General features: G+C 58.6%; 22 protein-coding genes and 3 pseudogenes. 5 read left to right on the top strand and 20 right to left on the bottom strand.

Features of this window, described 5'->3' with window-relative positions; genetic code table 11:
* Positions 1 to 76: 76 nt before the first annotated feature.
* A complete protein-coding gene (locus K289_RS0134840) occupies positions 77 to 667 on the top strand; it encodes a hypothetical protein (RefSeq protein ID WP_027555686.1) in 591 nt (196 codons plus the stop codon).
* 9 nt (positions 668 to 676) lie between these two features.
* On the opposite strand, the pseudogene K289_RS52530 reads toward K289_RS0134840, so the two are convergent.
* Positions 677 to 1,065: pseudogene (locus tag K289_RS52530) on the bottom strand (Rieske (2Fe-2S) protein).
* 506 nt (positions 1,066 to 1,571) lie between these two features.
* Between K289_RS52530 and K289_RS0134860 the strand changes: the two are divergent.
* Positions 1,572 to 1,886, top strand: coding sequence for a hypothetical protein (locus tag K289_RS0134860; RefSeq protein ID WP_027555688.1), 315 nt, complete (start codon positions 1,572 to 1,574; stop codon positions 1,884 to 1,886).
* An 82-nt stretch (positions 1,887 to 1,968) separates the two neighbouring features.
* On the opposite strand, the gene fdxB is transcribed toward K289_RS0134860, so the two are convergent.
* The 13 genes and pseudogenes from fdxB to K289_RS0134935 all read right to left on the bottom strand — a co-directional run bounded on the left by fdxB (position 1,969) and on the right by K289_RS0134935 (position 14,603).
* Positions 1,969 to 2,253, bottom strand: a complete 285-nt coding sequence (gene fdxB / locus K289_RS0134865) for a ferredoxin III, nif-specific (protein ID WP_027555689.1) — start codon at positions 2,251 to 2,253, stop codon at positions 1,969 to 1,971.
* Between the two features lie 13 nt (positions 2,254 to 2,266).
* On the bottom strand, positions 2,267 to 2,467 hold the full coding sequence (locus tag K289_RS0134870) for a CCE_0567 family metalloprotein (protein WP_027555690.1): 201 nt from the start codon (positions 2,465 to 2,467) through the stop codon (positions 2,267 to 2,269).
* A gap of 7 nt (positions 2,468 to 2,474) precedes the next feature.
* The gene (locus K289_RS0134875; protein ID WP_156918347.1) at positions 2,475 to 2,957 is read right to left on the bottom strand and encodes a NifX-associated nitrogen fixation protein; all 483 of its coding nucleotides are present in this window, start codon (positions 2,955 to 2,957) and stop codon (positions 2,475 to 2,477) included.
* Entirely contained in the window at positions 2,957 to 3,352 is a 396-nt protein-coding gene (gene nifX / locus K289_RS0134880; RefSeq protein ID WP_027555692.1) for a nitrogen fixation protein NifX, read from the bottom strand. The genes K289_RS0134875 and nifX overlap by 1 nt, the downstream gene beginning before the upstream one ends.
* 22 nt (positions 3,353 to 3,374) lie before the next feature.
* Complete coding sequence (gene nifN, locus K289_RS0134885) at positions 3,375 to 4,757, bottom strand: nitrogenase iron-molybdenum cofactor biosynthesis protein NifN (RefSeq protein ID WP_027555693.1); 1,383 nt, start codon at positions 4,755 to 4,757, stop codon at positions 3,375 to 3,377.
* Positions 4,758 to 4,848: 91 nt separating this feature from the next.
* Positions 4,849 to 6,229 (bottom strand): annotated as a pseudogene (nifE, locus tag K289_RS46190) (nitrogenase iron-molybdenum cofactor biosynthesis protein NifE); the annotation flags it as partial.
* Between the two features lie 108 nt (positions 6,230 to 6,337).
* The gene (gene nifK, locus K289_RS0134895; protein ID WP_027555694.1) at positions 6,338 to 7,897 is read right to left on the bottom strand and encodes a nitrogenase molybdenum-iron protein subunit beta; all 1,560 of its coding nucleotides are present in this window, start codon (positions 7,895 to 7,897) and stop codon (positions 6,338 to 6,340) included.
* Positions 7,898 to 7,976: 79 nt separating this feature from the next.
* Complete coding sequence (gene nifD, locus K289_RS0134900) at positions 7,977 to 9,479, bottom strand: nitrogenase molybdenum-iron protein alpha chain (protein WP_027555695.1); 1,503 nt, start codon at positions 9,477 to 9,479, stop codon at positions 7,977 to 7,979.
* 73 nt (positions 9,480 to 9,552) lie between these two features.
* The gene (nifH, locus tag K289_RS0134905; protein ID WP_027555696.1) at positions 9,553 to 10,443 is read right to left on the bottom strand and encodes a nitrogenase iron protein; all 891 of its coding nucleotides are present in this window, start codon (positions 10,441 to 10,443) and stop codon (positions 9,553 to 9,555) included.
* Between the two features lie 675 nt (positions 10,444 to 11,118).
* Positions 11,119 to 11,961 (bottom strand): SDR family NAD(P)-dependent oxidoreductase, encoded by an 843-nt coding sequence (locus K289_RS0134915; RefSeq protein WP_084788836.1) that lies wholly within the window; start codon positions 11,959 to 11,961, stop codon positions 11,119 to 11,121.
* A gap of 194 nt (positions 11,962 to 12,155) precedes the next feature.
* On the bottom strand, positions 12,156 to 12,860 hold the full coding sequence (locus tag K289_RS46195) for an NYN domain-containing protein (RefSeq protein ID WP_084788837.1): 705 nt from the start codon (positions 12,858 to 12,860) through the stop codon (positions 12,156 to 12,158).
* 794 nt (positions 12,861 to 13,654) lie between these two features.
* Entirely contained in the window at positions 13,655 to 14,011 is a 357-nt protein-coding gene (gene queD / locus K289_RS0134930; RefSeq protein ID WP_027555699.1) for a 6-carboxytetrahydropterin synthase QueD, read from the bottom strand.
* A 64-nt stretch (positions 14,012 to 14,075) separates the two neighbouring features.
* Positions 14,076 to 14,603: a nuclear transport factor 2 family protein gene (locus K289_RS0134935; protein WP_371260891.1), complete on the bottom strand. Its 528-nt coding sequence runs from the start codon at positions 14,601 to 14,603 to the stop codon at positions 14,076 to 14,078.
* Between the two features lie 521 nt (positions 14,604 to 15,124).
* Here K289_RS0134935 and K289_RS0134940 point away from each other — a divergent pair.
* Complete coding sequence (locus K289_RS0134940; protein ID WP_245284083.1) at positions 15,125 to 16,105, top strand: pectinesterase family protein; 981 nt, start codon at positions 15,125 to 15,127, stop codon at positions 16,103 to 16,105.
* Between the two features lie 71 nt (positions 16,106 to 16,176).
* Here the strand turns inward: K289_RS0134940 and K289_RS46200 are convergent, their stop codons facing one another.
* Entirely contained in the window at positions 16,177 to 17,214 is a 1,038-nt protein-coding gene (locus K289_RS46200; RefSeq protein WP_051311116.1) for a glycoside hydrolase family 28 protein, read from the bottom strand.
* Between the two features lie 364 nt (positions 17,215 to 17,578).
* Entirely contained in the window at positions 17,579 to 19,405 is a 1,827-nt protein-coding gene (glmS, locus tag K289_RS0134950) for a glutamine--fructose-6-phosphate transaminase (isomerizing) (protein ID WP_027555702.1), read from the bottom strand.
* A 2,490-nt stretch (positions 19,406 to 21,895) separates the two neighbouring features.
* On the opposite strand from glmS, the gene K289_RS49350 reads away from it, so the two are divergent.
* Complete coding sequence (locus K289_RS49350) at positions 21,896 to 22,276, top strand: hypothetical protein (RefSeq protein WP_051311119.1); 381 nt, start codon at positions 21,896 to 21,898, stop codon at positions 22,274 to 22,276.
* 350 nt (positions 22,277 to 22,626) lie between these two features.
* Here K289_RS49350 and K289_RS51870 read toward each other — a convergent pair whose 3' ends face one another.
* Positions 22,627 to 23,025, bottom strand: a complete 399-nt coding sequence (locus tag K289_RS51870; protein ID WP_063614250.1) for a hypothetical protein — start codon at positions 23,023 to 23,025, stop codon at positions 22,627 to 22,629.
* 40 nt (positions 23,026 to 23,065) lie between these two features.
* Here K289_RS51870 and K289_RS50960 point away from each other — a divergent pair, with 40 nt between their 5' ends.
* Positions 23,066 to 23,308 carry a hypothetical protein gene (locus K289_RS50960; protein ID WP_156918348.1) on the top strand — a complete coding sequence of 81 codons (243 nt, stop codon included), beginning with the start codon at positions 23,066 to 23,068 and terminating at the stop codon, positions 23,306 to 23,308.
* Here K289_RS50960 and K289_RS0134975 read toward each other — a convergent pair.
* The 3 genes and pseudogenes from K289_RS0134975 to K289_RS49365 form a co-directional block, all read right to left on the bottom strand.
* The gene (locus tag K289_RS0134975) at positions 23,289 to 24,185 is read right to left on the bottom strand and encodes a DNA-processing protein DprA (RefSeq protein ID WP_245284084.1); all 897 of its coding nucleotides are present in this window, start codon (positions 24,183 to 24,185) and stop codon (positions 23,289 to 23,291) included. The two genes, K289_RS50960 and K289_RS0134975, sit on opposite strands and share 20 nt — an antisense overlap.
* A 235-nt stretch (positions 24,186 to 24,420) precedes the next feature.
* Positions 24,421 to 24,665 (bottom strand): annotated as a pseudogene (locus K289_RS52535) (radical SAM family RiPP maturation amino acid epimerase); the annotation flags it as partial.
* A gap of 54 nt (positions 24,666 to 24,719) precedes the next feature.
* A partial coding sequence (locus tag K289_RS49365; RefSeq protein WP_198024826.1) for a transposase occupies positions 24,720 to 25,038 on the bottom strand: 319 nt, incomplete at its 5' end.

Genomic DNA, 25,038 nt, shown 5'->3' on the forward strand with positions numbered 1-25,038 from the left:
AGACAACTTGCATAAAGTCGCACGCGCAAATTCCCGCGGACCGAAATGTCCGCTCGGCACTCGAAGAGGAGGCCTCATGACATCGATCGACAACACTGCCCTTGGCCGTCTTGAGAAGGAAGGCAGGCTGGTGAATGCGGTGCTGAAGGGCTGGACCAAGAAGGATGGCCGTTTTGGCTTTCGCGGCGACATCGCATTAAGGTTCCAGCCCCAACTCGCCGACGAGAAGCGGCCGCCGGATTATTCGATTGAACAAGTGCTGACGATCGCGGAACGGGGAGAGCCGAAGATTCCGATATTGGCCGGCTATCTACACTCCTTTGCCTATCTGGCCGATGTCGCACAGGTGCTTGATGGTACCCTGAGCCCGGATGGAAGATATTTCATATTCTGCAACAACATCGACTTGCTCGCGAAATACCGCACCAAAATTGGTGACATCACGTTCTGCGTGCTGCCATGCGAGGAATCGACCGTATGGAAGGAGATGATGGACCTGGCCGGTGTCGACAAGAACGACATCAAGGCCTTCGATACGGCGGGAAAGCTCGACTACCTCATCGACGCGGCCAAGGACATTGAGGTGTCCTGCACTGAGCTTTCTTATAAAGAGGGCCTGTCAAAGATGGGGCCGGTCAAGAACAGGAACGAGAATCGTCCGGTTTAGCGTTTTGTCTCAGACCCTCTTTGCCTCGTCATCTTCGACAAGCTCAACTCCCGTGACGCAGATGTCGCCATCGAGCACTGCGAGGGCAATCGACGCTGCCCCTTGCAGGGGCCGTCCACCGCAAGCCCTGTACCGACCTCTAACGTCGAGCCGCGCTTGCCGCACATCAGGCGCGAGCCCATTGGGATCTAGGAACTGGTTCCGCACCCAGTCCAGCTTCACGTGATCATGTGGGCAAACGTCGAGATAGCCGATCACGTCTTTACCCGAGCGCACGATCACGATCGGCCATGGCCTGGCGCGCCGTCGTTACCGCTAATCATGGGCTGAAAGCCGATCGCTCGCCGGTTCGGAACATCGCCGAAGCTGCAGATCGCGTACGCGATGTTCCGCTCCATGTTGTCCTCACTAAGGGACCAGGTCTCGGCCAGGCAAATTGCAAGAATCGCGCAAGACCTCGGGGCCGCCCGGGTCCAATCACCTCTTAAAGGCCAGATGCGATGCAAGGTGCTAGGCCACGCATGCGGGATCGCGGGGGGCTTTTTCACCCGCTAGCACCACGTTGTTGGGTGCAGAAGCGCGGATATGGCACGAGATTTGATCCTCGCCCTCAAGCACACGTTTGCATGGAGATTGACATGAACACGTCGCCGGAACTCGTCCATCGCTCCGCGGCCAATCCCATTCCCACCTCCGGCGCTGGCGCACCGCGCGACGCTCGTGCCGCCAGGACGGATGGGATCATGGTTGGGGATCCCTCTGCTGGTGGCGGCAAGGACAAGGTCGGCTCTGTTGAGGCTACTTGCTCGCAAGACGCGTCGAGGAAGATCGCCTCGAATGTCTCTCCCGAGGGGAGCTGGCGGGGATGGCCTGACCACCTCTAGGCCCAGAAGCCGAGCCATCGATGCCAACTTTTGTGAAGCTCACGCAGGACGGCCGCAAGCTCGAAGTGACAGGGCTCGCCATTACACTTGGCGGCGAGCTCGAAAGCGACAGCCTGATCGAGGTGAAGGATCATCCTTATCGCCGCGCGATCTGGGCAGCTGTGCCGGATGCCAGCCACATGGCCGGACGCGTTCCGTTGACGCGCGAAGAAGCTGAGATTGTGATCGAGGCCCTCAGGAACGCGCAGACTACCCTGCTCGCAAGCCCGGTCGCCATTCATGAGCGATTTCGAGTCGCTGCAATGATGAAAGCACGTGATCAGGGGATCGAATAGGACCTACTCAAGTTTCGGCTATGGGGATATCACCTCTGTTAGGCCCCGCCTTCGAAAGCGAGCGACCTCGCAAGTGAGCGGCTCAGGCGACGATAGCGTGAATTTGACAATTGGTGGGACAGACGCGCGCGCACGCGCCGCAGCCGATACAAGCGCCGATATCGGTCATGACCATAATCTTCTTCTCCACCTCGTCATCATCGTCATCGAGCTCAATCATCTCGCCGTCCTCATTGAGACCTTTCAACGTCATGACGTCGCGGCCGCATACCTTATAGCAGCGGCCGCAGCCGATGCACTTCTCCGGATCGATTGAAACAAGGTATTCCGGGCTCCACTCGCGGCCGTCGCGGGTTACTGATGCCATAATCGTTGATCGCCTATGCTCTTTCCAAGTTGTTGAGCTCTTGACGCTTGCGTTCGAGAACGGCGAAAGCGTCGTAGGCCTTCTGAGCGACCTCCAGGATCGAGGTCCAGTTGGCGGGGAGATCTTCGGAGAGATCGTGGAGATCCATCTTAGCCTGGGTCGCTTTGGTCGATAGTTTTTTGATCTCGGCTTTCAGTGATTCAAGATCGCTCATGATCGCCTCAGTAGTTCGCAACTTCCGGAAACCTGCGGATCATCTGGACCGCGCTGTTGACGTGCCCGTCGCCTTCGGCGGCCAGCTTTGCAAGATTATCAAAGCCAAAGCGATGCACGTCACGCAGCCGCTTGCTCACGACGACAAGCCGACCTGCGATGAGGACCAGCCGACCGAAGCCTTCGTGGTGCATCTTCAGCATCGGGGACACCCCTACTCCGGTTTCTCTTTCGATCGAAAGCGCAACGGCGTCGAAGAAGAGCTCAAGCCGCCAGATCGTATCCGGGTCTGGATCGCCGACGATCGGAAGAATGCGCCGCTTCTCCTTGTCGAGCAGGTAGGGCTCAAGGAGGTCGATATCCCTCTTGCCTTCCCACGCGCCGTGGGTGTCCTGCGCCCGCCAGATCTTGACGAGTTCCCGGACGAAGGGCGTGTCCATCACCAGATCGCGAGGAGTGGGTTCAGCCGGTTTGTTCATGACAGGTGCCATCAGTCCTCGAACTCCAGATTGCGCCCCCCGCCCTTGGCGAGCACCTTGCGCAGCCAAGGCGGCGGAGAGCCCTTCAGGACGCCTTCGAGCTTCACACAGAGATCGTCGATCGCCTCCGGCTCGGCCACCTTCATGGGATGGATTTTCTGGGCAACGACGCGCGCCGCGCCCGAGCCGCCGATCGCGGCGACATAAAGAATGGCGCAGTCCTTGATCGCCTCGATCTTCGGCGTGAGCTTATCCTCATTGCCGTCTTCCTTGAGATCTCCGTCAAACTGGATTGCCTCGACAAAGCGGTGGCCGTCCGGTCGGACGTCATAGATGGCGATGTTTCTGGCCCAGCCGAAATGGGCATCGACGCGCTTCAAATCCTGAGTGGCGAATGCAACCTTCATCGACTTAGGCCCTCCTCTGGCATCAGTGCAACTGCGGCGGAACGACCTGGAAGCCGGGATCGGAGGTCCGCCAAGTGTCCGGCGTCGGCTGGCGATTGTCCTCGCGATCGGCGATAATGAGGTTCGCCAGATCGAAGATCAGATCCCGCGTGCCGCGATAACCGACGGTCTTCAGATGCCCGGCGCCGACCCGGTCGAATATCGGAAAGCCAGCGCGATAGAATGGGATTTTCAGCCGCGAGGCTGCCTGGCGCCCATGCGCGTGGGTGATAAGGAGATCGCAGTTGCGTCCCCTGGCGCGTTCCTCCAGGTCCTCGAGATCGCCGATCAGCACCTCCTCGGACTTGACCCGCTCGAGCACCGGGGAGGCGGTTGTGGTCACCGCTGCCGCGATCTGGGCGCCCATCTCGTGCAGCATGCTGGAAACATCAAACAGCAGGTCGGGCTCGGCGCCGATCGCGAGCTTGCGGCCTCCGATGTGAAAATGAGCATCCAACATCGCGTCTGCGAGCTGTCCGCGCTGACGACGGTATTTGGGCGGGACGGTCCGCCCGCTGATCTCGCTCAAGAAGGCGATGAATTCGTCATTGGGGATGAGGCCGCAGAGCCGCTCGAACAGGCGGACTGGCGTCCCGGTTCTGGCATGCATGGCATCCGCTGCCCGGCGCATTTGTGCACCGATTGCGACCGTCCAGGCCGCGCGCCCCATGCTCGCGATCTCCTCGACGCCAATTCCTCCGATCGTGGTGGGCGTAAACTTGTCCGGTATGTGGCCATCCAGCGAACCGCCGATATCAGGAAGGAAGGATGGATCCAGCCCGAAATCCTCGAAAGTCGTGCGCAACTCGTCGATGTCACCGGGCGTTAGATGACAGCCCGGCAGCACATTCACGCGCAAGGGGTCGCGCGGCGCAGCCGCGTCAATGGGATCGACGAGGACCTCTACCATTCGCGCGACCGTCTTGTCCCAGCCGTCCTGAAACGCATCTTTGAAATCTGGGGTCGCGACGTAGACCAGCGGACATTTTTCGAGCTGCGGGTGCTTCTGCCGGACCTGTCGGATGAACGCCTCGACGTCGTCGCCCTTTGTCTCGGTGACGCCTGTTGAATTGATGCCGATGATCTCGGGCTTGGTCCGGCTATAGATGTTGAGGATCGCCTGCTCGACGTTGTCGTAGCCGCCGAGCACCGTTGCGACTTCGCTCATCGCAGTCGTCTGCAGCGGCACAGCTTCCTTGAAGTGCCGCACCAATAGCGTCAGTGCAAAGGAGGTACATCCTTGCGGGCCGTGCAAGAGGGGCATAGCGCCGCGCACGCCGAGATAGGCAAAAGCGCCGCCGACCGGTTGACTCATTTTGAGCGGATTGACCGAGCAGGCTTTCTTCGACATTGTGACGGTCGCCATGCCGCGCTGCCCTACTCCGCCGCCTGCAGGCGAGGCGCAGCATGCACAGCCGGTCTGTCACGCATCCTCCCCTCGCACGCGCTGTGGCTTACGGAGTCCCATGGCGCCGGTCTGCGGAGTTGGTACCAGATCGGATTGTACAAAGCCTTGTCGATCTCCTCCATGAGCGTCACCATGCCGGCATATCCCAAATAGGCGTGAGACCGTTCTTGGTTGATGTCGAGCCACGGCATGGCGGCCTTCAGCGCAACGAACTGCGACTTTCCGCCGGAGAGCATGATGTCGGCCTTCGCGTCCTTCAGCATCTCGTACATTTGGCGCGCGCTCATCTCTTCGATCATGTGAGCGTCCTGGCCCATCAGCTCTTTGATGCGTTCTTTGTCTTCCCTCGTCGACTTCTTCACGGACGTTCCGACAATCTCGAGGCCCGCTTCCTGCAGGGCGGCCACGACCGACCAGGACTTTACGCCGCCCGTGACCAGCAGCGCCTTTTTCCCGGCGAACCGCGGCTTGAACTCGTCGATCGCGGCCCAGGCCTTTGCCTCCTCTCGGGAGATGACGGCCTCGGTCCGGGTCATCAGCTCGGCTGGCGCGCCGCGCGCGATCAGCATGCTTGCAATATTGCGCAGAGAGTCGCTGGAGTCCTGAATGCCGTAGAACGATCCTTCGAAGAAGGGAATACCGTAGCGCTCCTTCATCTTGCGCGCGACGTTGATCAACGCTTTGGAGCAGACGATCATCGCAGCTTTGGCGCGGTGCGAGCAGGCTATGTCGCGATATCTCGCGTCGCCAGAGATGCAGGACAGAATGCGGACGCCGAGCTCGTCGAGCAGCGGCTTGACCTGCCAGAGCTCGCCGGACAGATTGAACTCGCCGATGATATTGATATCGTATGGTGTCGTGATATCGGGTTCCTGCGTGCCGATAACGTGCTCGAGCAGCGCCTCGCCGGCAAGCTTGCTGCCGAGGTTCTTTGAGCCAACGAAACCCGGCGAATTGACGGGAATGACGGGCTTTCCGAACCGTCTTGCAGCTGCCTTGCAGACTGCGTTGATATCGTCGCCGATCATGGCGGGCACACACGTCTGGTAGACGAAGATGGCCGGCGGATCGTACTTCTCGACGACCTCGCGGATCGCCTTATAGAGCCGCTTTTCGCCACCGAACACGATGTTCATCTCGTCCATGTCTGTCGTAAAGCTCCTGCGCCAGAGGTCGGGGCCGGAGGAGACGGAGCTGCGGTTGTCCCAGGAATTGCCTTCGCAGGCGATCGGGCCGTGGACGAGATGGGCGACATCGGTCACCGGCTGCAGCGCTATCTTTGCGCCATCGAAGGCGCAGCCGCCGGCGGCGCCGCCTGGCTGCAGCTGCTTGGTGCAGCCCTTCCTGCGCTCGGCTTCCGATTTATTGACGTTTTTCGCGCAGCCCGGCTCGCTGAAGGCATCCTGGATCTTGGTCGATAGCGAACTCATCAATGTCCCCTTGCATGGGCCGGTGGCTTCCCGGTCCAGGCGCAGACCATAGTCGCGCCCGCGCCGGAGCTCCGACAATGGGCGATAAGGTCAAGATGCGTGGCCGCATCAGCGAACGATATCGAAGCTGTAGTCCGTCTTGCCCGCGATGTTCGTGTGCTTGTCGATTTCGTCGAATATCTTGTCGAGGATCTTCACCAGCACGTTGATCCCACCCTGATATCCCCAGACGGGGTATCGGTGATGGTGATGTCGATCGAATATCGGAAAGCCGATCCGGATCAACGGCGTGCCCGTATCGCGCTCCAGATATTTCCCATAGGTATTTCCGATCAGGAAGTCGACCGGCTCGGTGAACAAGAGCGAGCGCATGTGCCAGAGGTCCTTGCCAGGATAGACTTGGCAATTTTGCCCGAAGGGCGACTTGGCAAACAGCGCCTGCATCTTCTCTTCCCAGGCCTTGCCGCCATTCGTTGAGAGCACATGGGTTGGCTCGGCACCGAGCTCCAGCAAGAAGGCTGAAAGTCCGTAGCACAGGTCGGGATCGCCGTAGATTGCAAACTTCTTGCCGTGGATGTGACCGTTGGAATCCGCCATGGCGTCGACCAGCCGCCCGCGCTCCTGCTCCAGGGCCTTCGGTATTGGCTTGCCCGTGATACGCGACAAGGCAATCAGGAAATCATCGGTGGCGCCGACGCCGAGGGGATAGTTGAATGCGAGAACCTTGTGGCCATGATCCTCAACAAACGGCAGCGTTTTCTCCGTGCAATACTGCTGCATAGAGATGGTTGCCTTGGCGTGAACCGCATTCGCCGCGTCGTGCAAGCTGGTGCCACCGCCATACATGCGGAACTCGCCATCGGTCGGCGTGTCGAACACGTCGCTGTTATCGCCGAGAATCGTATACTCGATCTCCATCAGTTCCAGAATGCGCTTGATCTCGCGAAGGTTGCCGACGGTGTAGCCATCGAAGCCGCCGATGACGTTGATCTTACCATTTTTCTTGCGCTCGAGCTTGGGCGCGCTGCCGGCCTTGCCGTCCCAGAAGTGCTCCAATATGCCCTTGAGTGCATGATCGTAACCGTTGACGTGACTGCCGACAAAAGCTGGCGTATGGGCGAACGGAACGTCGAACTCCGCCGGCACTGAGCCCTTTTCCTTTGCGGTCTTGATGAAGGCGTTGAGATCGTCGCCGATCACCTCGGCCATGCAGGTGGTGGAGACCGCGATCATTTTGGGTTTATACATGTTGTAAGAGTTGGCAAGCCCGTCGATCATGTTGTTCAGGCCGCCGAACACGGCTGCATCTTCCGTCATCGAGGAGGAGACGCAGGAGCTGGGTTCCTTGAAATGCCGGGACAAATGGCTGCGATAATAGGCCACGCAGCCCTGCGAACCATGCACGAAGGGCAGCGTTCCCTCAAAGCCAGCGGAAACAAACACGGCTCCGAGAGGCTGGCAGGCTTTCGCCGGGTTCACAGTCAAGGCTTCGCGAGCAAAGTTTTTCTCTCGGTATTCAGGCGTCTTGGACCACTCCCGGATGCGCTCGACTTCTGCGGGATCATGCGGGCATTCAAATAGCGCCCTCTTATTAGCCAGCATCTGCTGGTATTCCTGGCCTTTGAACAGCTCAAGATGATCGAGCACGTGTTCGGCATTCTGCGTCATTGTGGCACTCTTTATCGGCTTCCAGTTGCATCGCCTGTCGCACCGGCTCCCACAGCTTGGGGCGAGCCGTGTCGTTTGCTCATTCCGCCGCCATCAGGGTCGGCTGAGGGGCGTCCGTCCAGGGCGCCTTGGTCATTTTCCAGACCGGCGAATTGATCGCCATGTCCATGTCGCGGGCGAAAATCGCAAATCCGTCATAGCCGTGATACGGGCCCGAATAGTCCCATGAATGCATCTGCCGGAACGGCACGCCCATCTTCTGGAAGACGTACTTCTCCTTGATTCCCGAACCGACAAGATCCGGCTGGATCTTTTCGACAAAGCGCTCGAATTCGTAGCCGGTCACGTCGTCATAGATCAGCGTGCCGTCCTTGACGTAGCGCTGGGCAGTGCGCTGGTAGTCGTCATTATGACCGAACTCGTAGCCTGTGCCGACGACCTCCATGCCGAGATCCTCATAGGCGCCGATCACGTGGCGCGGCCGCAGCCCCCCGACGAAGAGCATCACCGTCTTGCCTTCCAGGCGCGGGCGGTACTTGGCGACCACTGCATCCATCAGCGGCTGGTACTTGGTGATGACGCGCTCAGCGCCCTCCTTGATCTTGTCGTCGAAGAAGGTTGCGATCTTGCGCAGCGACTCGGCGATCTTCGACGGTCCAAAGAAGTTGTATTCGCACCAGGGAATTCCGAACTTCTCCTCCATGTGGCGAGATATGTAGTTCATCGACCGATAACAGTGCAGAATGTTCAGCTTCGCCTTCGGCGTCGCCTCGAGCTCGGCAAGACTGCCGTCACCAGACCACTGCGCAATCACGCGCAGCCCCATTTCTTCCAGGAGAATGCGCGAGGACCAGGCGTCGCCCCCAATATTGTAGTCGCCGATGATCGCGACATCGTAGGGCGTTGACTCGAAGGACGGGGCCTTATCCGGCGCGATCTTGTCGAATATCCAGTCGCGCACGGCGTCGTTAGCGATGTGGTGACCCAGGGACTGCGATACGCCACGAAATCCCTCGCAGCGCACCGGCACGATGGTCTTACCATTATATTCCTTGGACTTGGATCTCGACACGGCTTCAATATCGTCGCCAATCAGACCGATGGGGCATTCCGACTGGATGGTGACGCCGTGGTTGAGCGGAAACAGCTCTTGGATCTCATCGATGATCTTGACGAGCTTCTTGTCACCGCCGAAGACGATGTCCTTTTCCTGGAAGTCGGAGGTGAACTGCATGGTCACGAAGGTGTCGATGCCGGTGGTGCCGACATAGTAGTTGCGCCGAGATCCCCAGGAATACTGGCCACAGCCGACCGGACCATGGCTGAGATGGACCATGTCCTTGATCGGCCCCCACACCACCCCTTTGGAGCCGGCATAGGCACAGCCACGGATAGTCATCACGCCGGGGATCGATTTGAGATTCGATTTGACGCCACAATCGGATTTTCCGGCCTCATGGACGTTGAGGTGCTTGGCGCGCCGCTTGGCCGTCTTCTCCGGATAGACCTTCAAGACGTCCTGGATGAGCTGTTTGTTGCGGGCCTTGATTTCCGCGACGCTCTGGCTGCTTGCTGGGCTCATACGAATATCCTTCGTTTTATCGTCTGCGCTTTCAGGGGCGAGACTCGCTCGAGACCCGAATCTGGCGGCTGTCTCAGGCCGGCTGGGCTGCCAGCTCGGCGGCGGTTTTGCCCACCTGGTCCTCGTCGACCGGCTTCATGATGCCGTGCTCCATCAGCATGTCCTCGAGCTCGTCCATGCTGATGGGGGTCGGAATGATGCCCTTGCCACCGTTGTTGTGGATTCTGGTCGCGAGGTTGCGATAGTGATCCGCCTGCTTGGAGTCGGAGGCGTATTCCAGCACCGTCATGCGGCGCAGCTCCGCGTGCTGCACGATATTGTCGCGCGGCACAAAGTAGATCAGCTGGGTTCCGAGCTTCTTGGCAAGGGCTTCCGCCAGCTCCAGCTCCTTGTCCGTTTGCCGCTCGTTGCAGATCAGCCCGCCGAGGCGCACGCCGCCGGAACTGGCGTACTTCAGAATGCCCTTGGAGATGTTGTTGGCGGCATACATCGCCATCATCTCCCCGGACATCACAATGTAGATCTCCTGGGCCTTGTTCTCGCGGATCGGCATTGCAAACCCGCCGCAGACGACATCGCCGAGCACGTCGTAGGACACGTAGTCGATGTCCTCATAGGCCCCGTTCTCTTCCAGAAAGTTGATCGAGGTGATGACGCCGCGGCCGGCGCAGCCGACCCCCGGCTCCGGCCCGCCAGACTCGACGCACCGGATGTCCTTGTAGCCGACCTTCATGACGTCCTCGATCTCGAGGTCCTCGACGCTGCCGGCGTTCGCCGCCAGGCTCAAGATCGTGTCCTGCGCCTTGGCATGCAGGATCAGTCGGGTCGAGTCCGCTTTAGGATCGCAGCCGACGATCAGGATCTTGTGACCCATCTCGGCAAGCGCCGCCAGCGTGTTCTGTGATGTCGTCGATTTGCCGATACCACCCTTGCCGTAAAACGCAATTTGTCTCAGTGAAGACATTCTTGTTCTCCATCCGGTCAATCGACGACCGCCCTGTTCGCTCATGTCCCATCGCCGCTCGCTCCGCTCAAATCCTCTTCAAGACGCAGCGGCCCGACTTGCCAAGCATTGTGCAACGAGTGTGCCAGCCCACGTTCAAAAGAAAAAAACCCACAAATCGAGATAGATGCTCGCGCCGATGGAGATTGTCGCAAATCCGACGCGGGGTTCGGCTTCGACATCTGCGGTCCCAGTTCGCTGTTCGAAACGAAACAATGAGCTGCACTCGAAAGCAATGATATCGAGTGTCGTTGTCGCACGCCTGGATCGATCGGAGTGTAGCGTTTACTTCCTGGGCGCCGGTCTATGCGTGTGGGTTCATGCAAATCAGATTGCCCGAGCGGAAAGGACCAGCGATCATCTTTTGCTTGAGAGCGGGTCGGCAATACATCGCCCATCTTTGTATCGGATCCGCTTCATAGGAGCGCCATCTGGCTGTGACAAACATTCGATGTCGTTTCGCTCGGCATCGCGGGCCTGCCGGCGCACGAGGCGGGTCTTATCGCCATTCAAAATGATCGTCTCGTCCTTGCCCTTTATCGTGCAGCTTGCCAGTTCACTTCAAAAGTGACAGCAGACCGCGAAACGCCATCCTTTTTCGGCGCAAGTCGCAGACCCTTGGTCACCCTTGCACGATCACACGTGCTGTCCACCATTGATCGGAACTTCCGCACCCGTTATGTAGCTCGCCGCGTTCGAGCAGAGGAAGAAAATCACCTTTGCGACCTCGTCCGGCGTACCGACACGGTGCAACGGTATGATCGGCGCCAGCTGCGCCTCAGTTTCCGGCGACAGAATGTCGGTCTTGATCTCGCCTGGCGCGATTGCGTTGACGCGAACTCCGAAGGGAGCGTAGTCATGTGCCATCTCGCGCGTTAAACAGGCAAGCGCGGCTTTAGACGTCGCATAGGCGGTCCCGGCAAACGGATGCACGCGAGAACCGACGATAGATGTGACATTGACGACGGAGCCAGAGGCCGCCTTCAACTGCTCGAACAGGCCCCGCGCCAGCAGGATCGGCGCGAGGAGATTGACGTGAAAGACCTGCATCCAAGTGTCGACTGGCGTCGTCAACGAATTCAGTCGGCTACCATTTGGTGCTTTTGGTGAAATCCCGGCGTTGTTGATCAGAGCATGGAGCGGCTCACCGTCGAGCCGCGCCTCGATCTCCGCGATCAGGCGCGGCAATTCGCGATAATCGCTTAACTCAACCTGGATATGATTGTCTGTCCCGGAATGCCATGGGCATCGACCTCCATCGAAGGGTTGACGGGAACAGGAAATAATTCGCCAACCCGCCTCCGAGAACAGCTTTCCCGTGGCGTGCCCGATGCCCCGCGAGGCGCCGGTCAAAACGACTGTTTTTGCTTCACCAAGGACTCGCGCAGGCGACTTGTCGGCTTGAGTCGGGCAAAGCGCGAGACCAGATCCAGAAGTCGTTCCAGCAGCACGGTTGCGATCTTTTCGGTCGAGAGGCACGAAAGCTCCTTCGCATCTTCGATGTGCGCCGCGACGCCCACGGTCACTCTCAGCAAGAACCGCGCCATAAGCAGTTTGTGAGAGCAGTTATCGTGGTCCGACGTCGGGCTTGCGATTCCATGACTGGTTCAAACAAGAGCGAATGCTCATTGGTCAAACGCCGTCGCTACAGCTCTGATGTCTGTTGCGGCCCGCTAGTCGGATCGCCAATTAGACTGTCTTGGTTGGTCCTCAACTGCGAGGGATTGGTCGAAGACCAGATCTTGCTCCTTAGAAGAGTGGCGGTTAGCCGGATTTCCAGATCGTCGACGCGCGCTCGAGGACCCATTGCCTAGAAGATGTGGCGCACGGAGCACTCCGCCCTCGGACTGATTACGTGAAATTCTCGAGCGTAAGTCCACAAGGTCCGCAAAGACGTCAGCCTGACGTCGCAGCGCATCCGCGATCATCGGCGGCTGACTAGCAAGCGAGGAGACGACTGTTACACGCACACCGCGCCGCTGCACAGCCTCGATCAGTGACCGGAAGTTGCCGTCGCCGGCGAACAGGATCATCTCATCGATGCGCCCGGCGAATTCCATTGCATTGACCGCGAGCTCAATATCCATGTTGGCTTTGAGCTTGCGACGTCCGCTGACGTCGACGAATTCCTTGCCCGGCTTGGTGACGACGGTGTAGCCATTATAGTCGAGCCAGTCGACAAAGGGACGGACCGACGAACCTTCCTGGTCTTCAATGATCGACGTGTAATAGAACGCACGCAGCAACGTGCCGCGGCCTTGAAATTCTCTGAGCAAGAGCCCGTAGTCGATATCGAATCCAACAGTCTTTGCTGTAGCGTACAGATTTGGACCATCGATAAAGAGCGCGATCCTGCCTTGAGGTAAAAGACATGCCATGTTCACCGTACCGCAAATAGTTCGATTGGAAGAAAGAAGTGACGCTGGCCAACGCTCGGCCGCGAACCAGATCAGCTGCTTGCGAAAGAGAAAGACAACACCCGGTCCGCTTATGAGGTCCTCAACTTAAGAAGGTGTCTCTCTGCTTGGAACAGCAGGCCGCAAGCCACAGACTCATCTCTGAGACAGCCATTCCGTTGCGCAACCGGATTCTCTCCTGGAGAGATTGCCAGCGTCAGATGAGGTACCCGGCGCACTTCGCCAGGTCTTAAAAAGCGCGCCGGGCTCCCTCCACATCATCAGTACATCCGTGATGATGCTGCCTTGAATGAAACGAGTAGCGTGGCGAAACTGAGGCCACATGTTTGCTTCACACGCGGAGCGGTTTTCTTTTTGCAGAGCACAGCAGACATCTTGAATCTGACGCTGCGTCACGTTGTACGATGCTCAGCTCGTGTTTCATGCCGACCGAAACGTGACTATCCATGGTGGCACCGCAACACGCTTGAGAAGTTCTAACGATCAGCAAGCTCCGCCTTTTTGTCCGCGGCATTCGCGAAGGTGGTAATGGTCATCTTCGCCTTCGTGACCTCATATCCGCGGTTTCGTGGATTAGTCACTGCCCGGCCCGCCGCATTGCCCGGTACGGGCTGATATCGACGCGGAACAGCCGAGCTCGCGTACGCGGCGACTTGTGTACGGAACGCGCCCCGCTTCAGGCCGAAGATCCAGTAGCGCTAGCGCGCGCTCGCCCGACCCGGGGTCTCCGGCAGAATGCGCCGCGGGCGCCTTCATCAACGCCCATCATACTGCGCCCAACAGTCGGCGGTTTCATAAACCCGAACGGACGATATGTCGGGCAACTGATCATTCAATCTTTCCCAGAGCCACTCTGCAATCCGCTCCGCGGTCGGGTTCTCCAGACCCTCCACTTCGTTCAGATAATGATGATCAAGTGTCTTGATGATTTCGACGAAGGCCTCCTCGATGGTAGAAAAATCCACAACGAACCCGGTGACTGGATCCACAGGCCCCTCTAGCTGCACCTCGACCCTATAGGAATGTCCGTGCACGCGGCTGCACCTGTGCGTTGACGGCACGCTTGGGAGCCGGTGAGCCGCCTCAAACTTGAACGATTGTGATATCCTCATCGGCGCGCCATATGTGAAATTTGATTTTGGACCGTCGGCTGCTGATGGCCGGGCGAACCGCAGATTACGACTGCGCGCCGCGCGAACGACTGATTACGTCGTAGATGGGATCTTCCGGAAACTTTGCTCCGGCAGGCTTTCGCGAGCCGAACCGCATTTCTTCGTTCTCGCAAAGCGCTGACTTCTCCTCCTCGATCCAGTCGAACACCACAACTCGCTTCTGGACGCGCCACTCATCGCTGCGCTTCTCAAAACAATCACAATATCGTCCTGCGATCAGAAGCTGCTCGACAACGCCATCTCGTATCGGACGTCGCTGAAAGGCCACGAAATAGGTCTCTACAGCCGCGTGATCTGGATCGAGAAATTCAATCAGGATGTTGCTGACCATGTGAAAGCTGCGGCCGTTCGTTCTGAAAACGTCGCGTGCCCACTCAAAGAAGCCTTGCACCGGGCCGGCATAGATACCATGCTGATCCGTTGCATCCGGCCAGTAGGCGCTCCGCAGGGCAGCCTCGTCGGCCCGGTCGATGCCCCTGCAATAGCGGTAGATGCAATCGCGAATCGCTTCTCTATCGAGGAGTTCGGACAAATCCCGAGGTCGCATTCACCAAGCCTTAAGCTGATCCGAGGCTGTCGCCTTTAAGCCACGAGGCGGCGCCTCAAATGACCTTTTGGCTACAGCAATCGGCGTGCCAAAAGCCGGTTCGTGCGACTAAGAGCGGAGAAGGCGAAGGCCACAGTTCGTGTTGGCGTGACCAACCATTCGATCCTGGCGTCGTGCTTCGGACAGGGATGTCGCAAAATGGACACGGCGGAATGCCACGCGAAGCGTCGTGCTGCGTGCTTGCGCCTAACCCGGCCAGAAGGACCGATGCGCCGCCCCCTACTCCGGCTCATGCCGTCGTCTGTGGCGGTATGAAAGGATGTCAGGATGTAACGTTTGGGACGCTCCGGCTAGACCGGAGGACTGACTTGGCTCGGATCCAACACTGTAGCTATTGATGGAATTTCATTTCGGCTCGGACCGTCAGAAGTCGAGCGTCGGTTCGAGGCTTTCGACACATCAGTCCTGCAGCTAACCAGAAGGAGATTGCGCTGCTTATACGATTCTTGTCGATTCCCGCCGCCGTCCTGGCCGGATGCTTCGGCCTTCAGGCACGCGCCGAGCCACTTCTGGTCTCTCAATCCGGCGGCAAAGCCTACCGCTCCGTACAGGAGGCCATAGACGCCTTACCAGCGCCGGGCGGCGATATCCTGATAGCGCCAGGCATCTATCGCGAGAAGATCAAGGTCTTCAAACCCGGCGTTCATCTCCGCGGCACCGGAAAGAGGCCGAACGATACAATTCTACTTTATGGCGACGGTGCCATCAAAGTGGGAGGAACCTCGCATTCCGCGACGTTAGAATCGTCTGGAGACGACTTTCGGCTCGACAATCTGAGCGTCCAAAACGATTACTCGCAGAATCCCGACAATCCGCCGTCGCAGGCAGTCGCATTGTCCCTGGTCGGAGACAGGAACGTTATCACCCGCGTCCGCCTGCTGGGCGCACAGGACACGCTGTTTGCAGGTAGCAAGTCGAAGGGCCAAATGTCGCGGCAATACTTCCAGGACTGCTACATCGAGGGACACGTGGATTTCGTATTCGGCAATGCCAGGGCCTATTTTGATCACTGTGAATTGCACGGCATTGCCAATCACGCCGTCGTCTACACTGCTCAGAGTAAGGACGCGCCAGATCAAGACAGTGCCTATGTCTTCGATCATTGTATCCTGACGGCTGATCCTCGCGCACACGAAGTCGCGCTCGGTCGTCCCTGGCGCCCTTATGCAACGGTGATCTTCCTCTTCACCAAGATGGATGCGCCGGTGATCGCAGAAGGCTGGAGCGAGTGGGATCGCGACAAGACCGAGAGACTGAAGACAGCCTTTTATGCCGAATACAAATCGACGGGTATCGGGTCCAATCCCGGACGACGCGAGCCTTACGCCCATCAGCTGACAGACAGCGAAGCCGGAGGATGGTCGCTAAGGGCATTTTTCGGCAACGACACCGCCTGGCTTCCAGCCGGCAATCAAGATATGAAATAGGAGCAGCCGTGGCGTCTTGGACCCACTAGCCGCCGCTTTGGTCTGACGACGATTGGTCCAAAAAGAAGATATCAGCGGAATGCCTTGATGCATCCAACCCACGAGCCTGAGGCCGGCGCGCCAGCTGCCCCCTGCAAAGGTGGCAAAACGCCGGAAGCCGTCACATCTGCATTCTCCACCTGCCAGGTTGCGCGATCGGAAAATCGCACGTCGTCGAGCAAGATCTTCAGAGCGTGCTCCTGGTCCAGTCCGCGCATGACCAATGCGCCATCACCGCCACGCACATGGCGCAGAGCGATCTGGCGGTACACGGGAATTTTGTCGCCGCGTGCGCGACCATCGTAGCGTGTATCGAAATAGATCGGCCAACGGTTACCGCGCAGGCACACATTCTCATAACTTACCCTCTCGACCGGGCCGCCCCGGCTGACGTCGCTCTTGATGCGCAAGCCCCAGGTCGTGCCGTCCAGGGCGAGATCGCGCACCAATATGTCGCTGACCCCGGAGTCCACCTCACTTCCGATCGACATGCCGTGTCCCCAACCGAAGTAATTATTAACGATCGAGATATGGCGGCTAGGGCCGTTGTTGCCGGCTTTGATGGCCACATTATCATCGCCGGTGCGGATAGAGCTGTGGGTGATGGTCACATCCTCGCTTGCGCCCGGATCGATCCCATCGGTGTTGCGGGCGTCGGCCGGGGCGTCGATGGTGACGCCCCAAAACGTCGCACCTTCGACCCGGTTCATCGCCACGTGGAAGTTCGCCGCATTGCGCAAGGTGATGCCGTGGAAGCCAATGTCTTGTGCATGATCGATCTGGATGAGGCGCGGGGCGTTCTGATTGCCGCCCTCGCTTTGCGCACGCCGCGCCAGCTGCCACCAGGTCTCTTTGGTGCCGTTCATGACCGCACCGCCCTGGCCGTCGATGGAGCCTTCGCCCATAACGCCGCCGCCGCGCGTCTTTGAAAAGCTGATGAACGGCCGACAGCCGTCTCCCTTGCGATCGATACGACCACAGCTTCCCAAGCCCTTGTCATAGAGGGTCGGGTCGGAGATCGCAAAAAGTGTAGCGCCGCGCTCGATCCAGAGCGTTACGCCGGATTTCATCTCAAGAGGGCCTGCGAGAAAAGCCCCGCTCGACAAATAGACAGCTGCCCCGGCGCGACAGTGGGCAATAGCCTCTTGTAGCCTGGCCGTCTCGTTCGTGCTGGAGGGTACCAGGCGGGCGCAGACGTCAGTGGGCGCAGCGGGTTCGACGACGTGGCGGCGATCTTGCGCCCGGGCAACAGTGCAAAGAGCGAGCACGATAACGGCGGACAGCAATGGCGGGTACCGGAGGGCATTTCTCATCGATTGCGCCATATGTCTTGCTCACCTCGCCTGGAGTGGCCGATCACTCTTGAAACGGAGCGCCGCAGGCCGTCTGGCCCGGAGACACAGCGCGAGGTGCTCCAACTCGCTCGCGGACGGCCTATTCGACGGTTACCGATTTCGCCAGATTGCGCGGCTGATCGACATCCGTACCGATCATCACCGCAGCGTGATAGGCCAAAAGCTGGACCGGGATGGCATAGACCATCGGTGCAAACGTGGGAGCCATATCCGGGAGCACGATGGTGGCGAGCGTCTGCGCTATTGCTTCCGAGGCACCCTTCGCATCCGTCATGAGGATGATGTTGCCGCCACGCGCTGCGACCTCCTGCATGTTCGAGACAGTCTTATCGAATACCTGATCATACGGCGCGATCGCCACGACCGGCATGTTCTCGTCAATGAGTGCAATCGGTCCGTGCTTAAGCTCGCCGGCGGCGTAGCCTTCCGCGTGGATGTAGGAGATTTCCTTCAGTTTCAGCGCGCCTTCAAGCGCGAGCGGGAACGAGGTGCCGCGGCCAAGGTAGAGCACGTCGCGCGATTTGGCGATCTCGCGTGCGACCTTTTCGATCTGGGGCTCGCTCCCAAGCGCGGCGGCAATCAACCCCGGAATCTCCATCAATTCCCGCACGAGCCGGATCTCATCTGTCTCGGACAGTTCGCCGCGGGCTTTTCCCGCCGCCACGGCGAGTGCTGCCAGAACCATGAGCTGGCCCGTAAATGCTTTGGTCGAGGCGACTCCGATCTCCGGACCGGCGAACGTCTGCAGCACGGTCTCGCTCTCGCGCGCAATGCTCGAGGTCGGCACGTTGACGACCGACAGCGTGTGCACCTCCCGGGTTTTGGCATAGCGCAGCGCCGCGAGCGTATCGGCCGTCTCGCCCGATTGTGAGATGAAGATTGCGAGATCGCCCTTTCTCAGAAGCGGCTCGCGATAGCGGAACTCTGAGGCGACGTCGAGTTCGACCGGCATACGGGCGAGCTGCTCGAACCAATATTTGCCAATAGAGCCGGCATAGCTTGCGGTGCCGCAAGCCGTGATCGAGATCCGCTGAATGTCCGCGAAGTGAAAGGGCAGTTCTTGCGACAGCTTAATGCGCTCGGCCGTCACGTCGACATAGCGGGCCAGCGTGCGGACCATCACCTCCGGCTGCTCATGAATTTCCTTGGCCATGAAGTGGCGGTAGTTCGCCTTGTCGACCAAGAACGGCAATATCCCGGATTTGAACATCTCCCGCTGAGCGAGCCTGCCTTGCGCGTCATAAATTACGCTCTCGTTCCGGCTGAGGACGGCCCAGTCACCTTCCTCCAGATAGGTGATGTCCTCGGTAAGGGGCGCGAGCGCGATGGCGTCCGATCCCAGATACATCTCGCCGCGGCCATATCCGATTGCGAGCGGCGAGCCCTTGCGGACGCCGATCATGAGATCATCATGGCCGTTGAACACGAAGACGAGCGCAAAGGCGCCCTGTAACCTGGGCAATGATGCGCTCACTGCCTCCTGCGGCGTACACCCCCGTTTCAGACTGAGTTCGACAAGCTGGGCAACCGCCTCAGTATCGGTTTCCGAGGCGAATTTGGCGCCTTGCGCCTCCAGTTCCGTACGCAGCTCGCGGAAATTCTCGATAATGCCGTTATGGACCACGGCGACATTCTCGGTTATTTGCGGATGTGCGTTGTTTTCCGTCGGCTTGCCATGCGTAGCCCACCTGGTGTGACCGATGCCGGTGTGTCCACCCACAGGCTCCTTCCGCAAACGCCGCTCCAAATTCTTCAGCTTGCCCGCCGAGCGCCGACAGGAGAGACGTCCGCCCTCGAGCGTCGCAACACCTGCAGAATCATAGCCGCGATACTCGAGCCGTCTGAGCGATTCGATCAAACGCTCCACAACCGGTTCACGGCCCACAACGCCAATAATGCCACACACGGCGGTAACGAACTCCAGCTCAAATCATCTTCAAAAACGGCAAGCGTCTCTCACGAAATTCACCCGTCAGGACCCAGTCCGTCAGTCCTGCAAACAACAAAGCAGGACCACCTCTCGCTGTCAGCACCAACAGCTTCGGCCTCATCTTGCGCGAGCTAACCCCTCAAGATCTCGGCGGTCATCAGCCTGACCACGCGCATCGCCGCTCTGGCAATCGAGATTGAGTACCAGCAGGATGCATCTATCGAGGATGTGAGAACTCTCAGCTGGGCCGAATAGTCGACCGCTCCGCCACTCTCGGATTCTGTCCAAAGTCGCCACGGCGCAAACAGGCGCCTCGTCTGCTCATGAAGATAACAATCGTAGTTACAGTAAGGCCGCCGCGTAGACATATCGCGCACGTAGCCTTCTCCGAGTGGGCGGTGACACTCCGCGCAGCAAGAGACTCCGCACGGCGTCCTACGATTTACCAATATGAACTTCATGGGTATCGGCCAGCTCGGCAGCAGATCGATTGATGACGCTTTCTCTGTTTCTTCGCCTCGGCGCAAAGCGGCGCGCCACAAACGCCCCAGCCTCACGGCGGTCTCCTCCGCATCTTGCCGTGCCGCAGAGAGGCGCCTCGAGCTAGTGCGAGGATCTCGCTGTATCCTGCTCTCCCATTAATCAAACTATCCACCGTATCAGAATGGCTCGAGCGCGTAAGAAGGACCTCTCTCGCACTCAAGGAGGCCGGTCCCCTCATCTCCGTCAATCGGTTTGACGACGTGCGGAGATGCGAGCCCCTTGGCCCGGCTGAAAAGCTCCTGGCGTTTGCGTCGGCCCGTTACGAGGAGGACGCGGGTTCAGTTGCTCGGAGGGAGCGAGCCTCGCACCAAAGAGCCATGCAAGGTTCGCTGACCACCAGATTTCTGGACGGATTGCGGTGTGAGATCGGGGCCATCCAGCTTGCCAATACGGGAAGAATGCTAGGCGAAGTCGCCATATGCCTCGTTCGACAGTCCGCACACATGCCATAATTGCGCGAAACGGAAGCGCAAGAATTGTCAATCATTGAAACGAGCTCAACTAGTCAGACCGATGGCTCTATATTGGTCAGCCTCCACAATCAGTAAAATCAATTGTTTTGATACGATCCATCCATCCTAGATATGTATCCTTGCAATCGGCTTCGCCCACAGCCACCGGGCGAGGCTTCCGGCCTCCCCGCGCACCCACAAATAGGCGAATCGGGTCGCGCATCCGGTGCGAAGCTCGTCCGGCCACACCTGTCATCGCTCTCCCGCTCATAAGCGGCGTTGACGTCCTCACACGGCTCGTTAAGGTATTGTATCCAGCCGGCCGGCCCGCGCGTCCGATGGTGGCATCGATCGCTGACGAATCGATTGCACGGAGAATGCGCCCGAATACATCATGATCGGATATAGCGCGACGATCTGGTGGGAAGAGTGCGACTTGACGCTCCACGTCATCCTGATTGCCGCGCGGGAGCATCAGAGTTTTCGACTCAACTGTTTCGACGAATTGCGACCGATGATCTCGAACGAAATTGCATTGATGTCAGCGGCTCATCGATCAGCCCCTTGATCACTGCCTTTTTGATGAACTCGGACATTTTCATCCTAGAAATCGATGTGAGTTAGCAGCGGGCGCAATCTTACCGAGCCCGCCAACGCTTGGCGACTAAAGCCTTCAGGCGTCACAAAGAGAGCCGGCCAAAGTTGAGATCCCGCGGAAAAGCTGAGACTGCATGGTTGGAGCGATCGAGCCGCATGGTCCCTTAAAGCTCGCATTCCAACCGATGTCAGTGTGATCGGACCTGTCCCGGGCAGACAGGATGCAGCCCGACAGTTGGGTACCGGACAGCACCATTAGCCTTTCTGAGCGTACACGCCGTCATCCGATGGGCCGCCATTGGTCCGATGCATTCACGACGCGGATGCATTCTATCATAACTATCTATTGTACCAATCCAATGTGATGGACTAGTTCCTTTTTAACGGGTCGCTCAGAAAGTACAGCTCGTGAAGGCCGATTTCTGTTTCTTGAACACGCCACGCCGCCCTCGATTGGCAGCAGCTGGCGGCCAAAAGGGTCTTCCAGACCGCTTTTCATTGCACATCGGTAGGCAATATCGAGCGCGTGCGCTCCCCAGGGGACTCCACCGCCGAATGTCCGAACCCGACATTGCCCGCAACGAACCGCCGGCGTGAACGCCCCCCAAATTCCCCCGCCATAACAGTACAGGAGGCAGCCATGAGTATGACAATGTCCAGATCCGGAAGGATGCGGCCAACAAAACGCGAGAAACGACCGTCTCGGATGACAGCGCGATGCGCTGAACTGGCCGGGATGGTCCCCTTTCCTCTGCATATCCCGCTCAACTCATCTTCAATTCGGGCCGCCCCGCCTCCGGCCCAGACAACACCAGACCGATCAGAACCAGCAGAACAGAGTAGCTGCGGCTCGCGAGTTCAGCATTTTGAGCAGATGATCGAGCTGCAAATCGAGGAGGTCGCAAGACTCATCTGGGAAGACCAGAACGCGTGTGAAGCGACAAAGCGGCTCACGGAGCTGACGAGCGAACTGATAGCGGCAAGAATCCGCCCAGAACGCGACGACCATATAGCCGGCGCGATCGCCGGTTTCCGACCGGCGCAACTCCATCAACAGAGCGGCGTCTACGATCCGGAACAGCTTTTGGTTTTAGGACGTATTTTTGATGAAGCAGTCGCAGCGCTGCCTGCGGATATGCGTACTGACATTAACCGAACAACGGTCGCCAAACTCATTTTTGGACGTGCGACCATAAGTGAAGTCGATCTCGGTACTCTTGTTACCCTGATAATCGCGATCGCCTCTGCCGTTTAATTAGGAAGCGCTTTGATTTGGCCTCTCACACAATAGGGCCTGACGCCCCTTCGACCAGGTCGGAAGGGGCGTCAGGCCGCAAGCCTGCTTGACGTGCTGGGCACCGACTGGAAACGAACTGCTGGAGGAATTTGCGAACAGACGCTCCGCCCTTCGAGAAGCTGACGAGATCTTGCTGCCAACGGTGGGGTCCACGAGCGCTCAGCGTGGAGGGTTCAGGATGAACCACATCGAACCGCTCCAGTATATCGGAGCCGGAACATAGCAGATTCGAACGTCTTCGAGTCGCTTTTGGAGCATGTCTAGCGTCACGGCTGCGGTCGCGGAGATCGCTCTCGGACCTGAGAGACTTAGCTCGCATTCTCGCGGCATACCGAAGTCAGTCTCACTTGAAGGTCCTCGATCGACACGCTATCGAATGGGTCGGGAATTACCCGGCGGGCGATGAAGAACCCAACTACTTTAGTATCTGGCAGGCGCTCCAAGATCATGTCCTTGATCGCGCGGAAATGTGAGCCTGTGGTAAGGACGTCGTCGACGATTCCGATGCTCGGGTGCACTCCGCCCCGAAGAAGTTGCTCGTTGAATCGATAGTTTTGACGAAGCTCGTCTGGCTTCTTCCTATTTCCTCCCTTGAACGTCTCGGTCGATGTGATCTGCTCGATGAGCTCTAACACTTGAGGCGCACCAGGCACCAGGCTTACGGATTCCGTTGCAAACGCGGCAGATGCGATCGTCGTAATCGACATCCGTTCTAATCTTGGAGGGAGGCGTCGGGACAAGACTGGCGTGCGCCAGCCAATCCGCGTTGATGACTTCGGAAAACGCCTGAGCGCATTGCGCGATCGCAGGCGTCTTGTATTGGTAGCCGCCGGCGTTTCGCTTCTTCTGCAGGTTATGGATCAATTGATTGGTCGCGCCGCCCTGCCATCCGGCATGGGCGGTGTATTCGTACAGGAAATAGCACTCGTCCTCGTCGACGAGGTAGTAGTGGTCGCCGCGGTTGGTCGGGTCAATCTTCTGAAGCCGTAGCGCCATCGCCGAGCGCGCTCCAGATATCGGATATATCTCGCACCCTGATGGCGCCCTTTTTGGCATAGACGGCAGGCCACGTCACGTCACTGCGCTCGAAGCAGGAATCAAGAATGAAAAGCTTTCGTCCTTGTTGAAGGGCGGCTCGCGCCTGAGTGAGGGTTCCGCTCGTTTCACCCGCCTCGACGATGACCGTGCCCTCCGTTAGAGCACTCATCGTGACGTTTCGCTCGGGGAAGAACAGCTTATTCTGCGGTACATGTTGGGCAGCGTATCGCAGAACGGGCACTTGCGAAATCAGGAGAAACTCCTCGGCAATTCGGCGCTGGAGCTTTTCATTCTCCTTCGGGTAGTAGACGCCGATGGGCGTTCCGATAACGGCGATCGTTCGGCCACCCGCCTCGATCGCTGCGCTGTGTGCCGCCGCATCGATCCCCGCGGCCAAACCGGACACGACCGTGAAGCCCTTTTCCACCAGCGCTCGAGAAACCTTCGCAGCTCGGCGCAAACCCTCCGCAGTGGCCTCACGATTGCCGACCACGGCCACACAGCGCATCTCAGTCAACTCCCAAGTTCCCTGGAAATACAGCATCTCGACGGGATGCCGTGCATCGCGGAGCTTCGCCGGGTAGTTGCCAGTTAGATTGAGCCGCGTGCCAAATCGTGAAACCCCCGCCTTTGCGAGTTTCGCCGAGACTTCCGAGGCGCGCGCGTCCGCGACTGCGTCGGATACGAAATCGGACGGTAGCGCAGACGGATCGGCCGCAAATCGTTCCGCAAGCGTCTTGAATGTGGCGCCCTTTTCAAGCCACAACGCTTCGTATGCACCCAGCTCGCGGCGTGGAGAGACGGATGCGACCGCGGGACCGGAATTCATGCGAGCTATCAAATTCATTTCTCGAACCTATCCGTACACTCCGATTCCGTCGAATTGACGGTGTCGATAATCACCGTAATCCAACGCAATCTCTTGCTTTTCCCTTTGAGGTCGGCGATAGAGCGAGCATAGAACAAATAGCGAACGATGTAAAGGTTCGTTCGAAATATCATCGACTTACATGCTTAAAAGTCTATTACGCGGCAGGTCCTGTCGCCCCATTGAAGCAGGCGTGTGGGTTGTCCATAGGCTCCGTAGCCCAGTAGCAGACCCCAGTACTTGCTGCCGAGCCGAACATCTCGCTCGCGACACCAACCACGCCATGCCAGAGCTCTGCATGCTCTTTGCTATAGTCGTAATAGCCTTTGAAGCGATCGGCCGAGAGGCCACAGAACCAACAGCCGACGGATGGCGCAACATCTCGCGCATATGCTCGTTCCACATCATAGCCAGCGGCCACTGGGCCGACTCCGGCTTGAACGTTAGGCAACGCGACATTCAAGCAGAAATTGGTCGGGGTCACCTAGTGGCTCGTCACCGTGATTTTGACTCTTTGGACGTATCTGGATAGGCGCGGCCCAGTTTGGCGCGAGCTTTGTCTGTTGTGAACATCCAGTTGATGCGGGCGCGAGCTTTGTTTCGCTGCCGCTCCCATGCTGCGATCTCATTTCTGAGGTGTTTTGGATCGTCGATTCGGCGGCTGAGACACTGCCCTTGGAGAACGCCGATCTCGATCTCGACCATGTTAAGCCAACTGGCATGTTTCGGGGTGTAGTGGAACTCGAGGCGACGCAGGATACGGCGGGCCTCAGCGGGCGCAAAGGCCTGGTAGAGGGCGCCGGGGGCATGGATC

The sequence above is a fragment of the Bradyrhizobium sp. Cp5.3 genome, assembly GCF_000426265.1.
Classification (GTDB): Bacteria; Pseudomonadota; Alphaproteobacteria; order Rhizobiales; family Xanthobacteraceae; genus Bradyrhizobium; species Bradyrhizobium neotropicale.